Below are 15,270 nucleotides of genomic sequence, written 5' to 3' on the forward strand. Positions count from 1 at the left end.
TGCATACTACACATGTAAGCCAATTGGGTATTTTATGTTAACCAGTGGGTTCAATTACATAATGTTACACTTTCAACTTTTTATACATTTTATCATTTAAAATCCAATTTGTAAACAAAGTTTTACATCACTTCCCTTCCATCTAAAAATTTAAACTGTGATATAAAAAGCTCATAGTACATACCTTTTTTATTTATAAGCTCCTCATGAGTTCCCTCTTCTTTAATACCTTTATCATCAATAACCATTATCCTATCTGAATTCTGTATTGTTGAAAGCCTGTGGGCTATTACAAAAGACGTTCTGCCCTCTAAGAGATTTTGTATCCCCTGCTGGATAGACTTTTCAGTATAGGTATCAATACTGGCAGTTGCTTCATCTAATATGAGTATTCTTGGATTTGCTAAAAGCACTCTTGCAAAAGCAATTAGCTGTCTTTGTCCTGCTGATAACCTAGAACCTCTTTCATTTACATCGGTATCATAACCATCTGGAAGTTTTTTAATAAAATCATGGGCACAAACTGTCTTAGCAGCTTCTATAATTTCTTCATTACTTGCATCTAACTTTCCATATCTTATATTATCCTTTACCGTTCCCGAAAAAAGAAATGTATCCTGAAGCATTATTCCTAACTGACTTCTAAGACTCTCTAATGTTACTTTTGTCACATCTAACCCATCAATTAAAACTTTTCCCCTTGAAGTTTCATAAAATCTGCTTATAAGATTTATAATTGTAGTCTTTCCTGCTCCGGTAGGACCTACTAAAGCTACAGTTTCCCCCTCATTTATATAAAAATTTACATTTTGCAATACTGTCTGACTTTTATCATATCCAAAAGTTATATTTCTAAATTCTACATTTCCTTTTATTCTAGGCATTAAGTCAGCATTTTCACAATCTTTTATATCTGGCTTAATATCCATAATTTCAAATATCCTTTCAGCTCCAGCCAAATTTGTAATCAGTATATTGTAAAAATTAGATATATTCATAACAGGCACCCAAAACATTGATATATAACTTGTAAAAGCCACTAGAACCCCTATAGTGATTTCATCTGCATTTAAAAGTCTTAATCCATACCAAAAAACCAATACCGTTCCACCACCCCATGATAATTCCACTAAAGGCCAGAACATATCATTCATTCTAACAGCCCTCACAAAAGCAATTCTCTGATCATTTAAAAGTTCTCTAAAAGTACGTCTAGTCTTTTGCTCTCCGTTAAAGCCCTGTACAACTTTTATACCTGAGAAATTTTCGTGACTGTATGCGTTTAAATTGGATGTTTTTTTTCTTTCTATCTGCCATCTCTTTCTTGACACTATTTGAACTAAAAACATTAAAACAAATAGTATTGGAAGTGTACTAAAAGAAACCAGTGCCAGTTTGTAATTCATAGAAAACATTATTATAGCAATTACCACCATTTTTATTAAATCAGGAATAAGATTTGTAATGCTATTTGTAAAGAGCTCATTTAGAGCATTCACATCTCCAACTATACGTGCTAATATCTTTCCCACCGATCTATTGTCAAAAAAATTAAATGAAAGTTTTTGAATATGGTTATAAAGCTGTTGCCTTAAAGACAAAAGTATTTTATTAGATACTCCAGACATTATAAGTATTCTATATTTTGCACAAATCATTGCAGCAAAATTTGCAAAAGCCATAATAGATCCTAGTATTAGAAGTCCCTTAACATCACTGTTTGAAATATATGTGTCAATTCCAACTTTCATAAAATAGGGATTTAAAAGTTCAACAAAAATCACTATACCAATTAAAATTAATACTTTTATAACAGTCCGAATATACGGTTTAAGGTATGAAAACAGGCGCATTACAACTTTTATATTTACAGTTTCTTTTAAGTTTTCATCTTTTCTAAAATTATTAACAGGCATTACACTACCTCCTCTTCGTCATAAAATGTTATTTTGCCAAGCTGATTTAAGTAAGTTTCATAATATTTCCCCTTTAAATCCAAAAGTTGCTGATGCTTGCCTCTTTCAACTATTTCACCATCTTCAAATATTAAGATTTCATCTGCATTTTTAACTGCAGAAATCCTGTGAGCAATAATAAATTTAGTTACACCCTTATGTTCATTAAGAGATTTTTGTATATCATGTTCTGTCTCCATATCAAGAGCTGATGTGGCATCATCGAGTATTAATATCTTAGCATCTTTCATAAAAGCTCTGGCTATCGATATTCTCTGTTTCTGTCCTCCTGAAAGCCCAACACCTCTCTCCCCAATGACAGTATCAAACTTTTGAGGCATCTTAGATATAAATTCATAAGCATTAGCATCTTTAGATACTGAAATAAGTTTTTCCTCTGATGCTTCATCTACTCCAAACTTTATATTTTCTTCTATAGAATCTGAAAACAAGAATACATCCTGCATAACAATTGAAATTTTACTACGTAAAAAATCTAAGTCCATATCTTTTACATCAATGCCATTTACCAAAACACTTCCTGATGATACATCATAAAACCGTCCAATTAAATTTATAAGAGATGTTTTTCCAGAGCCGGTAATTCCCATTATAGCAACTGTAGTCCCAGGCTGTGCATTAATATTTATGTTTTTTAATACAGGTATCCCCTTGTATTCAAAAAATACATCTTTAAATACTACATGCCCATTAAATTCTCTAGGCTTTAATGGATTTTCAGGACTCTTAATATCTGGCTGTTCTTTAAATATCTTTTCCACTTTTTTAAGAGACGCATAACACTGAGCAATAATATTTGTCAGCCATCCCATCATTCTCATAGGCCATATAAGCATAAAAATGTAATTGCTAAAAGCAACAAGGGTTCCTAATGAAATCTCATCGCCTATTACCAAAAAACCACCAACAGTTACTACAAGAACTATAATAAAATTTGACAAAAATTCGATTTTTGGAAAATACTTTCCCCACACCTTTGTCTGTTCCATATTGAGTCTGTAATTATGCTGGTTTTTCTTTAAGAATTTATTTATTTCAAACTTTTCCCTAGCAAATGCCTTGACAAGCCTCACCCCTGCAATATTCTCCTGAGCAGTTGTATTTAAGGCCGCTCTCTGATCACTTATTTTTCCATGAGTTTCTCCCACTCTTTTCTCAAGCTTGAAAACAACATATGCAAGAAAAGGCATTATCAGAATAGTCAAAAGAGCCAACTTCCAGCTAAGTGTAAAAAGAAGCACAGAAGCAACTAAAAAATACAGAGCTTGCTCAATACAAAGCATTATTCCAAAGGCAAGGGCATGTAAAATATTTTCAGTATCATCTTTAATTCTAGACATAAGTTCGCCGGTATTTACTTTGTCAAAATAACTAAATGAAAGTTTTTGAATATGATTAAACATATCCTGCCTTAAGTCCATAATTACTTTTGCAGCAGATAAATCAAAAGAATACTCCTTGATATAACAAAAAATTGCTTTTAAAACTGTTATAACTATAAGAGCTGTTATTATTCCAGAAAACAGATGAGTTTCACCTCCAATAATAACTCTGTCAACAATACTTCCTATTAGTCGAGGGCTGAACATATCTAGAGTTATACTTAAAAACATCATTAACAATGCTAATATATAAAACCACTTATATTTTTTCATATATAAAGCCAATCTTTTCAAAACCTTTGACCTCCTATTAACTAAATTCATTCTGCAATCATTTTAAAAACATATTGCTTATAAAATAACTGATTTTTCACCCCATTTATCTCTACTAAATTACAAAAAGGCCACGGAATATAATTCCATGACCTTTAAATATATTAAAGACCATGGGGTAAACCCTTCACCCCATGGTCTTGTTACCAACAAAATCTTATAACAAAAATCCATCATTTGAGGCAGGATTAGCAAAAATCAAATTTAAACGAAAACTTCCATTCAATGTCATATGAATAGTCTTTAACATACTTCCTACCTCCTTTCAAAAAAATTAAAAACACCGTATTTAAAATATTAATACATTACTTTACTTCTGTCAAGATATGTAACGTTTTTTTTAAATAAAATAATTTACATTATATAAATCCCAATTGTTGACTTGTGAATAATTGTAATAATAACTCCGCCTAAAACTGCATATGAAAAGCGAAAAACACCTGATTTGTCTTCATCAAATTCCTGATATTCTTCAAACTTCATTACGGTAAATAAATATTTTAAATATAAAAAAAGCTTTTTAAATCTTTTAGAAAAGTTTTTCCTTTTAATCATTATAATCAATGCTAAAAAACCACCAAATAAAAATGAATATGCCATACAATAGATTATAAATCTCAATCCCATTACAGCACCTATTGCAGAAAATAGTTTAACATCTCCTGCTCCAAGAAATCTTAATGCATAAAACAAAAACAAAATTATAAAGGGAACAATAATCCCTAAAAGAGAATCTTTAAAACCATCAGTTCCCGACATGATTAAGTTGGTTAGAAGTCCTAATAATATAGCTGGATACACTATGAAATTTTTGATTTTTGAGTATTTATAGTCAAAATAGACTGATAAAATAACAGTTAGAGAAAGCAAGACCAGTTTAATTATCATAAAATATTAGCCACCTTTGTAAATTTTTATATCAAGGTTTAAAGCCAAAAACGATTACCATACATTATATCATTTTACCAATATCTCTTCCACACTTTTTTCTTCTCGTAGGTGTATATATAAAATTATAGTTGTCAAAATATCTGTTTAATTGTAAAATAGTATATAAGGGTAATAAATTCTATATATGCAAATCAAAATCGTTCACCTAAAAGGAGGAGCCTCTCTATGAATAATTTCTACAGTGAGAAGCTGGAATTTGATTATGAAAGCAGTGCTTCAGGCAATTTTCTTGTAATAAGTATTGATGCGTCTGAGAAAATACATGAATATCAAGTAGGAATTTTAGCAAATAATCCAAACAAAAATATTTTGCCTTTGGATGTACGGCAAAAAGATGACAAACATAATTTATACTATAACATCACTTCTAAATTATCATTAGCTCAGTACCTTAAGCGCAATAAAATAGACAAAAATACTTTTGTTTCAATTTTTTCAGGCATTACAAAAACAATTTTATCTTCAAAAGACTATCTGTTTTCAGAGAAATCATTTCTCTTAATGGATGAATACATGTACATAAATCCAAACAACCTCGAAATTGCCCTTGTGTACTTACCTTTTAATGTGAATACACAATTGAATATTAATGATGTATTAAAAGAATTCACCAAAAACTTTATAATCAACAGTGCAGACATGGACGAATCAAATAATGATAATTTTATACAAAAAGTTATCAATTTACTTAAACTAGATACATTTACTGTTTTAGAATTTGAAAAACTTTTAAAAGAATTAAAAGTGCAGCAACCTTATAATAAAAACACAATCAATAAACCTGCCCCTACAGCTTCAGAGCAATTTAAAAATAAATCAAACAATACCCCAAAACCTCAAAGCGACTGTTTTGAAAAAAACAAACCTGACATACCACCTAGCAAGAATAATTTTAACATTCCTAAACCTCCAAAGAAAACTCAGAAACCTAAATCTTCTGTAGAAAAATCCAGGAACACAGAAACAAAAATGAAATATAATTCTAATGTAATTGTATTGGGTTTTGTGCTACAACTTATAATCGTGACTGGCTCTGTCATTTTATTAACATCTGATGCTTTAGATTCTTTAGGAAATGATATGGGAACAAATATAGTTGGCATAGTTATTTTAGCAGGTGCTATAAGCCTTCTTCTTTGGAAAAATATTTTAAATAAAAAAAATATCATAGAAACTGTTTCGTCAAAAGAGCCTGCACATCCAAAACCTTCAAACTCAAATATTAGCAAACCACAAGTAAACACCAATAAAAAAGAAATCCTATCTTTCTCGCAAAACAAACATCACCAAGAGCAAAATATCCAACCAAATGTTTTTAATACTAACTCTAAAGCTTCTGATGAAACAACATTATTATCTCAGGAAGGTCAGGACGAAACTACACTTCTTAACTCTCAAGACCCATCGCCACCATATTTACAGGCAAATAAAGATGGTGTATTAGAAGAAATAAAAATAACAAAACCTGAATTTATAATTGGCAGACTAAAAGATCAAGTTGACTATGTAACCCAAAACAAAGCAATTGGAAAAGTTCATGCTGAAATAATAACAAAGAACGGCCAATATTTTTTAAAAGATTTAAATTCCAAAAATGGAACATTTATAAATGATAAAAGACTAAACAGCAATGTAGAATATGAAATAAAAGACAACGATATAATTGTATTTGCAAATAGTAAATATATATTCAAAATTCCTTAAAAATCTATATAAAGTTATTAGGAGAAAACTCATGAATAATTTTAATGTAGGAGCAATATGCGACACAGGGAATATAAAAAAAATAAATCAGGATAATTTACTGGTCAAAATAGGAGAAACTCATTTTGGAGAGTTTGGTCTTTTTGTTATAGCAGATGGCATGGGCGGGCTTTCTGCTGGAGAAGTTGCAAGCAGCATCATTGTGAGTAACTTTAAAAAATGGTGGGAAAAGGATTTGTCAGCACTAATTAATACTGACAATTTTAACTTGCATTTAATTGACATTGGTCTGAAAAAATTAATACAAGCAATTAATCAAAATATACTAGACTATGGGACTTCAATAAAAGAAAGTGTTGGCTCTACCCTTTCAATGCTTTTTTTATATAATAATTCATATTTAATTAAGCATATTGGAGACAGCAGAATATATCTTATAAATAAAAATATAACCAAACTTACTAAAGACCATTCTTGGGTAGCACAGCTGGTAAGAGAGGGAAAACTAACTTGGAAACAAGCTAAAAATCATCCTAAACGAAATGTCCTCACAAAATGCATGGGAGTGTCTAACGATATTGACTTATATGAATTAAAAGGTTCTATAATGGAAACGGATAATTTTTTGCTATGCAGTGACGGATTTTATAATTATCTTGATGAACAGGAAATTTTAAAATATATACAAAAATGCAAAGGTAGCAACAATCATGTTCAAGAATATTTGTCAAGCATGTTAAAGAAAATTAAGTCCAAAAAAGCTCATGACAACATATCAGCTATTGCTGTCTTACAACACCATCAAAAGCCCAATGGTAAAAGACATTTTTTATTTCGTCAATGACCTTTTGGTGTACCATAACCTTCTTTTTCAATAATTGAAATAGCAGGCTTTTTATCTGCTGCTTCCTCTTTTAATTCCTCAAACATCTTTTCTGCCTCTTCTGTAAGAGCTCCTTCTGGTACTACCACAATAAGTGTTCTTGAAGTAATATCTTCATTGTCCTTTGTTTCTGAATACAATTTATTAATATTACCTCTTATTGAACTCTTTGCAACACTTATATTTTGATAGCTTTTAGCATATAGATTAATGCTTCTTACGTCATACACATCCTCCCCTTCCCCTGATTCATATTTTTTTAGTTCCTGTTCTTTTATATAGCTTCCATATTTAAAATTTTCTTGATCCCATACTGACTCACCTGCTTTCTCTATTTCTTCTATCATTAATGCTGGAGATGCATCACCGTCCATCCATCCTCTAACTGTTGCCCTCTGCTTTATATGGATTTCTGGAAGTACATTTATGGGAAGCACCGTTTCAATTTTATAACTAACCACTATATCTATGGATTTATTATCAGAAAAAATACGATTGTCAAACTCAAAAGCTCTTAAAGGATTTTCTCCCTCTCCTACAGCAATATAAGCTCCCGGTCCGCCCTGACTATTTAAAATGTTCTCGTTTATATATTTTCTCATAAAAAAGCGCACAACCGGCTCTGACAGCTCACTTTTAATGTTTTCATATCCTGCTCCGACAAATAGTGCAGCTACACTTATAAACTCTTTTTCAGGCTCATTTTTAACACCTTCTAAAACACCTTCCACTGCTGACACACTGTCATCATACAAACTTTCAAATTCATTTACATCTATATCCTCTCTGTTATTTCCCTGAAAACTGTTTCCCAGTGAATCAAACACTTCTAGAAGACCTGTCATATTCTCAGATGCACTTTCTCCATATTTATCAGTACTTTCAGTAATCTCATCATTCAAACTTTGAAGACCTGAAACTGAGTAAAGATAACTGTATGTTGAAAGCTCGTTGGCTGCACCATTTATAGCATTTTGCACATTATTTTGTATGTATCCCACCCTCATAAAAAAAGCTATGCTTAAAAAAACACACATAAATAAAGGAAGTGCAATTGCAGCTTCTACAGTCAATGAACCTTTATTTTGTCTTATAAGTCCAGAATAAAACAATTTTAATCATCCTCGCCAACTACATCTTCTATTTTTCCAAATACATTTCCAACTCCGTCTCTTACATCTGTTATAATTTCATCACCCATGCCTTTAAAAATTTTATTATCTACTTCTCTGACTATGTCCAATGCAAAATCCGTAGTCCTTATAAACTCAACTGGCTCATTTACAACTGCCTCCGAATGGGTTTTAATGATTATTGTATCTTTTAGACCAAAGGGTCTTAAAATAGGGGCAAAAGGATTTTTATACTCTGCCTTTACAGTTACTCTTATTTTTTTATATATTATATAATCCTCTGCCATTTCGGCAGTTACATCTAATGAGTCAGGCTTACCCAAAATAGATGCATTTGTCATTAGATATTTTGTATATTCTTCAATTTTAGACCTTTTTTTATCTTTTGCCTCTGATGATTCCAAAAGTGGTATTCTCCAGTAAAGACACACATCTTTCATATTATCTTTTAATATCTGAGCTTTAATCATATCCTTTGAAGGATTATTCCATACTTCAGCACCACGACATGCCGTTCTGTCAGCAACAGATTGTATGTATGACTGTTGATAAAGAAATTCTCCGATAAGTATCAACGCAATAAGCGTAAAAATAACAACAGGCACAACTATTGTTGCCTCAACGGTAAGGCTTCCCTTTTTATTTTTCAATATTTTACTGTACATTTTACATTACCTCTTTTAAAAAATAAAAACTTGCGTGTAAGCCCTTGATATTAGTTCTTTCACCAGCCTGCAATACTTGCAACAAACATATTAGGGCAAAGTTCTTTGCCCTAATATAAACTTAATGTCAGTGTTTTGCTGAATTTTAATCTTATTCTAAGACTTCACCTAAAGTCTCGATGCTTAGCTTTGGTCAAACGAGTTCACTACTATTTTAGCCACTTTCTTCTTCTGATATAGGTGTTGGAATCCCTTTAGTAGTTTCTTCTTCAACCTGATCAGTAAAAATTCTATCCATAATACCATTAACAAAATCAAATATAGCTCTTCTGAAAATTAATGCAATAGCAACTAAAACTGCAATAATTATAACTATCTCAACTGTACCTAGTCCGTCTTCTTCCTTTAAAAATTTTTTAATCATGTCTTTTACCTCCTCATATTTTAAATACTTACATACCTCCCATAAGAGATATGACTGCTGGAGTCGCTACTATCAATATAACTGCCACAAACATCAGCATCATTGGAAAAAGCAACTTTGAACTTGCCTCTTCTCCCACTCTCCTAGCTGCATGTTTTCTCATTTCCCAGCATTCACTTGATTGTCTAAGAAGCACTGGTATCATATCCGAGCTTCCCTTACTAAGGTTTTGAATTATTACAGAAGAAAATCTAGTTATCTCTGGTATCCTGCACCTCTTAGCAAAATCCTCAAAGGCATTTATTTCTGATTTACCAGCTCTTATATCACCAAGTACAACTCTTAACTCTTCATATAAAACAGTTTCTTTATCACTTTGGTCAACAATTTTTTCCCAAGCCCTTGAAACTGTCATACCTGCACTTACAAGAAGAATAAGTTGATTTAAAAAGTCTGGAAAATCAATTTGTATGCTAAGCCTTCTTTTTTTCACTTTTCCGTCTAATTCCCTGTAAGAAGCAAATACTATAAGACCTAAAAGAAACAATCCAAAAAATACATACTCAAAGGTGATTTCCTCCATAGAAACTCCTACAAGTGAAAAAAGAAGTAGTACTATAAAGAAGAGAGCTATTTTATTAGCCCAATAAATTTGAAGGTAATAAACTGAATACTTAGGTCCCTTTAACTCAGATATTTTGTTGAGAATTTTTCTATCATATTCTGTATTATAAGAATATTTAAACTTATCAAGAATAATAAGCCCAATAGACAGCAAATCTTTTAACTTATATTCATCTTTATCCAGTGGCTCTGTGTATTCACTATATTTATTCTTTGATAAAAGAAGCAGTACAATAAATATAATCAATACAATTATAAATATTATTAACATATGACCTCCACACCAATCAAACTTTAATATCTATTATTTTGCGAGATACAAAGTAACCTACAGCCATAATAATAATTGAAACTGTCATTACCAATCTTCCTAAAATGCTGTTAAATAAAGGATCCATATATCCTTCTGTCGTTACCGTAAGAAGCACTATCATTATGATGGGCACAAAAGATAAGATTTTATGTTCAAACTTTTTTGATGCAATTGTGGTGTTAATATCTTCTTTGATTTCAATTTTCTCATTTATTACATCTGATGAATTTCTAATGACGCTTACTAAATTCCCGCCTGTTCTTTTACAGGTTTTAAATACCTCTGTGAAATTTTTAATATCTTCAATTTTTGACCTTTTGGCCAAATCATCTAAAGCACTTTCCACAGTTTCATTCATATTTAACTTTCTCACTATATACTCAACTTCTTTGATTATATATACATCAGAAGTTGGATATAAAACTTTTAAGTCTTTTAACACATCTGAAAAAGCAGATTCTGGTGATTTACCTGCAGTCAAAGAAGATGAAAGTGCATACAGCATATCTTTAAACTGCAAATTCAAGTGATTTCTTCTCTTTTTAATTAACTCCTTTTTCTTAAATCTAGGATAAAAAAGAGCAAATGGAGTCAAAAGTAATGATAAAATTACATTTTGATAAAATATAAAGCCAATTACCAAAAGAATAACTGCTGCAAAAAGAGTATATAGAATCTTTTCAATTGGCTTCATAACGTAGACATCATAATCAATTAAAACAGTTTGAGTATCCTTTTCCTTTGCAACACTTAGAGCCATTTTCTCACTCTCCTCGTTCTTAAAATACATCAGATATACCAGCTATTTTAAACTTTAATTTATTAACCATTTTATTATCTGTTCTCTTTAACTTACCTAGCACTCTTTTTTGAGAATCTTCTCCTTCTTCCTCAAATACATAAAGAGGATTTAGTTGAATATTTCCTTCTTTGTAACCAACAACTTCAGTAATTTCCATGGCTTTTCTGGATTTATCTCTAATTCTTGATAAATGAACAATTACATCAATTGCAGAGGAAATTTGATGTCTAATGGCTTCTAAAGGTATATTAGAACCACTTAAAACCATTGTTTCAAGTCTTGAAAGAATGTCTTTAGTTGAGTTTGCATGTCCTGTAGATAAAGAACCATCATGTCCTGTATTCATGGCTTGAAGCATATCTATAGCTTCAGGACCACGAACTTCACCTACTATAATTCTTTCAGGTCTCATTCGAAGTGATGTTTTTATAAGATCTCTTATTGTTATTTCACCTTTTCCTTCAGTATTTGCATTTCTAGTTTCCATCCTTACAATATTCTCTATACCTACAATTTGTAATTCTGCTGAATCTTCTATTGTAATAATTCTTTCATCTTTGGGAATATAATTTGACAGGGCATTTAAAAATGTAGTTTTTCCAGATCCTGTTCCACCGCTTATAAAAATGTTATATTTTGCTCTAACCATCTTGTTAAGGACTTCTGCAACTTCTTCTGTAATTGAACCAAACTCTATAAGCTGTTCTATAGTCATAGGGTTTTCAGGAAACTTTCTTATTGTTACAATAGGTCCATTTAACGCTATAGGCGGCAAAACCACGTTTACACGAGATCCATCTGCAAGTCTTGCATCTGCAATAGGAGTTGATTCATTAACTGTCCTGTTTACCTTTGATACAATAGCCTGAATTACATCTTCCAGCCTTCTTTGATTTTCAAAGCAAACATCTTTCCTATAAGTCCTTCCATCTTTTTCAATAAAAATTGTGTCCGGTCCATTTATCATTATTTCTGTTATACTCTTGTCGTCTATAATTGGCTGAAGTACATCAAGCCTTCTCATAGAGTTAAAAACCATATCAGTAATTTCTTTTTTTTCACTAATACTTAAATAATGCTCTCTTGATGCATTAAAAACCTCAGATGTTATTACTTCTCGAATTTCTTCATCAGAATAATCCTTTGACAAATCAATGCTATCGTTTATCTGCTTTCTTATTTCATCAATAAGTTTTTCTTTTATATCCATTTAAAACACCCTCATAATTTGTATATTATCTGGTTCAACGCATTTCCTAAAGGATTTTCCTTATCCATAAGATACATAATATCAAAGGCTTCCATTCCATTTATATATGGTATTTTTGCAAAGGCAGTCTTTTCTCCTAAAGTCAAATTATTTAAACTCTCTAAGTTTAAGTCAGTACATTTATTTAAAATAAACTCTCCTTTTTCAATAAAATCCAATCCCTTTCTCTTATTTAAAATTTCAAACCCTTTTAACATTTCCTCAAACTTTAGCTTTGAAACTTTATCATAAGATAACACATAAAACAGGTAATCACTTTTTTGAAGCAGTGATATATTGATATTATTTAGCTCATTACCTATATCGGCAATAATCACATCATAATAAGCCATTTTTTTCATCTGCTCAATAAGTCTTTTTATTTCATCAGTGGTAACATCTTCAATATCCAATATATTTTCTGGTGGGAAAAAATAATGTATACCTGTTGTGTCATCAATTATCCTACTTGTCTCTATTTTAAGAGACAGATTTTTGCTGTTCTCTTTTAAAAAAAACATGATATTTGATAAACTTTGACCATTTCCAGCAGAATTGAAAAAAGCTGTTGTAGAAGAAAACCTTTCTAGGTTAAGATAAAATACATTCAAATTATTTTTCACACATTCCAGTGCAGCTGCCACAGCCAAAGTGGACGTTCCTGTTCCTCCACTCGGTGAAAAAAAAGTAAAAACCTTTGTATTTTTAGAACCATCTTTAGTATGGATTTCAAAATTACTCTTTTCTGAAAAAATATTCAAAACAGCACTTACCAAATTATCACCTGTCTGATACTTGCTTATTATTTCAAAGTCTTTAATTTCTTTTGGTAAAATGCCTGCTGACAAAACTACAGGTGCAACTACTTTTTTTAAGTCAATATCTTCCCTGTAAAAAAAGGGATCAATTATCAAAATGTCAACTCTATCAGTTTTATCAATATGCTCATATAAAGACTTTTCATTTGTGAATGACTTAACATAGAATTTGTTTTTGTGCTTTGAGGATATAAAGTCAATGAAACTATCAATGTAATCTTGATCGTTATCTGCAATTACCAATCTTAGTTCATACATTTTTAATACCTCGACAGAATAGTATTTTTTTAAGAGTAGAAAATATTAATTAACTTCTTATATATATTATATTACAAATTATAAGAATTTCCAATACTTTTTTCTTTAAACTTATTCTGTTTTTATTCATTTTTTCAATGTTATGGCTTCAAAGTGTGTGGATTTGCTTATATTTAAGGTTTTTTTATGTTATTTTTTTATTATAATTTTATTTTTTTCGACAGATATTTCTGAAACATTGTTCTTAATTTAAATTATATTTTCATAATAATTGCAGCTACCTATTTGATGTGCTATAATTAATAGATAAAAATTGCGAACTATAAACTCCAAGGCATGGTGGTTATTTTTTTATGATTAAATTTCAATTCAGTGTGAAAAACAGAAAACTATTTCAGTTAGAACCTGCTAAAGTCATAGTATTAAGTTTTATAATAGTTATACTTTCTGGAACTTTACTTTTGACTCTTCCCATAGCTTCAAATGCTCATGTTGAAAAGGCAGATTTTCTAACTGCACTATTTACTGCAACATCTGCCACCTGTGTAACAGGTCTTGTAGTAGTAGATACCGGTACACAGTGGTCACTTTTTGGACAGATTGTTATTCTCACACTGATTCAAATAGGTGCATTAGGATTTGTAACTTTTGCCACATTCTTCTCGGTTTTGCTAGGAAGAAAAGTTGGACTTAAGACAATGATATTGGCTCAACAATCTTTAAGCGACTTTAGTTTTGAAGGTGTAGTAAACCTTATTAAAAATGTAGTACTTGCTACTTTTTCAATTCAGTTAGCGGGTGCTCTTATTTTATCAACAAGGTTTGTTCCACACTTTGGGCTAGAAGGTTTTTACATATCAATATTTCATTCTATATCGTCCTTTTGTAATGCAGGATTCGATATACTGGGAGGTTACCAAAGTCTTACCAATTATAATGATGATCCTATACTTTTATTTATTACATCAACCCTTATTATTTTCGGTGGGCTTGGTTTCGTTGTGTGGAAAAATTTGTGGGAATATCGCAAAGACAAAGTTCTTCTTCTTCACACAAAGGTAGTTTTAGGATTGGTTTTTTCACTTATTGCTTTTGGTACAATATTTTTCTTCTTTTCAGAATTTAATAATCCTTATACCCTAGGCCAATTAAATTTAAGTGAAAAAATGAGTGCTGCCTTTTTTCAATCTGTAACAACTCGAACTGCAGGTTTTAATTCAATTGATACAGGCAGTATGCAGGAAATATCTAAAGCAATGTCAATACTGCTTATGTTTATAGGTGCAGCACCTGGTTCTACAGGTGGTGGTGTTAAAATAACCACTTTTGGAGTTATTTTAGTTGCTGTTATCTCACAAATCAGAGGTTCTCAGCACACTATCGTATTTAAAAGAAGAGTTCCATACCTAACTGTAACTAAAGCTCTTGCAATAGTTAGCCTTAGTGCTATAGTTATCGTTACACTCACAACAATACTTCTGGCAATAGAAGATCTTCCATTTTTAGATGTGTTTTTTGAGTCTGTATCTGCATTTGGAACTGTAGGTTTGTCTGCTATAGGAACAAGTACTTTAAGCAACATCAGCAGAATTTTCTTAATAATCACTATGTTTGTCGGAAGAATTGGTCCTCTTTCTTTTGCAATTGCATTGACAATGCAAAATACACGAAAGAAAAAGCAGGATGTTGTTTACCCTGAAGGAAAAATAATTGTCGGTTAAAAAAGCACCACCTTTTATAAGGTGATGCTTTTTA

The 15,270-nt window shown here is 31.0% G+C and carries 13 protein-coding genes; 3 read left to right on the plus strand and 10 right to left on the minus strand.

All coding sequences use genetic code 11. The features are described from left to right. Positions 1–122 precede the first annotated feature (122 nt). The 3 genes from RBH29_RS04535 to RBH29_RS04545 form a co-directional block, all read right to left on the minus strand. Positions 123–1,916, minus strand: coding sequence for an ABC transporter ATP-binding protein (locus RBH29_RS04535; RefSeq protein WP_306695506.1), 1,794 nt, complete (start codon positions 1,914–1,916; stop codon positions 123–125). Next, positions 1,916–3,652, minus strand: a complete 1,737-nt coding sequence (locus RBH29_RS04540; RefSeq protein ID WP_306695509.1) for an ABC transporter ATP-binding protein — start codon at positions 3,650–3,652, stop codon at positions 1,916–1,918. The genes RBH29_RS04535 and RBH29_RS04540 overlap by 1 nt, the downstream gene beginning before the upstream one ends. A gap of 393 nt (positions 3,653–4,045) precedes the next feature. Continuing rightward, the gene (locus tag RBH29_RS04545; protein ID WP_306695511.1) at positions 4,046–4,579 is read right to left on the minus strand and encodes an A24 family peptidase; all 534 of its coding nucleotides are present in this window, start codon (positions 4,577–4,579) and stop codon (positions 4,046–4,048) included. A 228-nt stretch (positions 4,580–4,807) separates the two neighbouring features. Here RBH29_RS04545 and RBH29_RS04550 point away from each other — a divergent pair, with 228 nt between their 5' ends. Together RBH29_RS04550 and RBH29_RS04555 are read left to right on the plus strand one after the other, a co-directional pair. Further along, positions 4,808–6,346: a DUF6382 domain-containing protein gene (locus RBH29_RS04550; protein ID WP_306695512.1), complete on the plus strand. Its 1,539-nt coding sequence runs from the start codon at positions 4,808–4,810 to the stop codon at positions 6,344–6,346. Between the two features lie 31 nt (positions 6,347–6,377). After that, positions 6,378–7,190: a PP2C family protein-serine/threonine phosphatase gene (locus tag RBH29_RS04555; RefSeq protein ID WP_306695513.1), complete on the plus strand. Its 813-nt coding sequence runs from the start codon at positions 6,378–6,380 to the stop codon at positions 7,188–7,190. Here the strand turns inward: RBH29_RS04555 and RBH29_RS04560 are convergent. The 7 genes from RBH29_RS04560 to RBH29_RS04590 all read right to left on the minus strand — a co-directional run bounded on the left by RBH29_RS04560 (position 7,184) and on the right by RBH29_RS04590 (position 13,515). Further along, the gene (locus RBH29_RS04560) at positions 7,184–8,341 is read right to left on the minus strand and encodes a TadE/TadG family type IV pilus assembly protein (RefSeq protein ID WP_306695515.1); all 1,158 of its coding nucleotides are present in this window, start codon (positions 8,339–8,341) and stop codon (positions 7,184–7,186) included. The two genes, RBH29_RS04555 and RBH29_RS04560, sit on opposite strands and share 7 nt — an antisense overlap. Positions 8,342–8,343: 2 nt before the next feature. Continuing rightward, complete coding sequence (locus RBH29_RS04565) at positions 8,344–9,027, minus strand: TadE family protein (protein WP_306695517.1); 684 nt, start codon at positions 9,025–9,027, stop codon at positions 8,344–8,346. Positions 9,028–9,241: 214 nt separating this feature from the next. Next, a complete protein-coding gene (locus tag RBH29_RS04570; protein ID WP_306695521.1) occupies positions 9,242–9,451 on the minus strand; it encodes a Flp1 family type IVb pilin in 210 nt (69 codons plus the stop codon). 28 nt (positions 9,452–9,479) lie between these two features. Then, positions 9,480–10,346: a type II secretion system F family protein gene (locus RBH29_RS04575; RefSeq protein ID WP_306695524.1), complete on the minus strand. Its 867-nt coding sequence runs from the start codon at positions 10,344–10,346 to the stop codon at positions 9,480–9,482. A 16-nt stretch (positions 10,347–10,362) separates the two neighbouring features. Then, entirely contained in the window at positions 10,363–11,148 is a 786-nt protein-coding gene (locus RBH29_RS04580) for a type II secretion system F family protein (protein WP_306695527.1), read from the minus strand. Positions 11,149–11,167: 19 nt separating this feature from the next. Beyond that, the gene (locus RBH29_RS04585) at positions 11,168–12,400 is read right to left on the minus strand and encodes a CpaF family protein (protein WP_306695531.1); all 1,233 of its coding nucleotides are present in this window, start codon (positions 12,398–12,400) and stop codon (positions 11,168–11,170) included. 11 nt (positions 12,401–12,411) lie between these two features. Beyond that, positions 12,412–13,515 (minus strand): P-loop NTPase family protein, encoded by a 1,104-nt coding sequence (locus RBH29_RS04590; protein ID WP_306695534.1) that lies wholly within the window; start codon positions 13,513–13,515, stop codon positions 12,412–12,414. A gap of 353 nt (positions 13,516–13,868) precedes the next feature. Between RBH29_RS04590 and RBH29_RS04595 the strand changes: the two genes are divergently transcribed. Then, positions 13,869–15,236, plus strand: a complete 1,368-nt coding sequence (locus tag RBH29_RS04595) for a TrkH family potassium uptake protein (protein ID WP_306695536.1) — start codon at positions 13,869–13,871, stop codon at positions 15,234–15,236. Positions 15,237–15,270 lie beyond the last annotated feature (34 nt).

The organism is Herbivorax alkaliphila (assembly GCF_030848475.1).
In the GTDB taxonomy this organism is placed as follows: Bacteria; Bacillota; Clostridia; order Acetivibrionales; family Acetivibrionaceae; genus Herbivorax.

What these genes read in the sequence shown, in the direction of transcription:
- RBH29_RS04535 (WP_306695506.1), bottom strand. Translation starts at nt 1,916, where the DNA reads ATGCCTGTTAATAATTTTAGAAAAGATGAAAACTTAAAAGAAACTGTA.
- RBH29_RS04545 (WP_306695511.1), bottom strand. Translation starts at nt 4,579, where the DNA reads ATGATAATTAAACTGGTCTTGCTTTCTCTAACTGTTATTTTATCAGTC.
- RBH29_RS04550 (WP_306695512.1), top strand. Translation starts at nt 4,808, where the DNA reads ATGAATAATTTCTACAGTGAGAAGCTGGAATTTGATTATGAAAGCAGT.
- RBH29_RS04555 (WP_306695513.1), top strand. Translation starts at nt 6,378, where the DNA reads ATGAATAATTTTAATGTAGGAGCAATATGCGACACAGGGAATATAAAA.
- RBH29_RS04565 (WP_306695517.1), bottom strand. Translation starts at nt 9,027, where the DNA reads ATGTACAGTAAAATATTGAAAAATAAAAAGGGAAGCCTTACCGTTGAG.
- RBH29_RS04570 (WP_306695521.1), bottom strand. Translation starts at nt 9,451, where the DNA reads ATGATTAAAAAATTTTTAAAGGAAGAAGACGGACTAGGTACAGTTGAG.
- RBH29_RS04575 (WP_306695524.1), bottom strand. Translation starts at nt 10,346, where the DNA reads ATGTTAATAATATTTATAATTGTATTGATTATATTTATTGTACTGCTT.
- RBH29_RS04580 (WP_306695527.1), bottom strand. Translation starts at nt 11,148, where the DNA reads ATGGCTCTAAGTGTTGCAAAGGAAAAGGATACTCAAACTGTTTTAATT.
- RBH29_RS04585 (WP_306695531.1), bottom strand. Translation starts at nt 12,400, where the DNA reads ATGGATATAAAAGAAAAACTTATTGATGAAATAAGAAAGCAGATAAAC.
- RBH29_RS04590 (WP_306695534.1), bottom strand. Translation starts at nt 13,515, where the DNA reads ATGTATGAACTAAGATTGGTAATTGCAGATAACGATCAAGATTACATT.
- RBH29_RS04595 (WP_306695536.1), top strand. Translation starts at nt 13,869, where the DNA reads ATGATTAAATTTCAATTCAGTGTGAAAAACAGAAAACTATTTCAGTTA.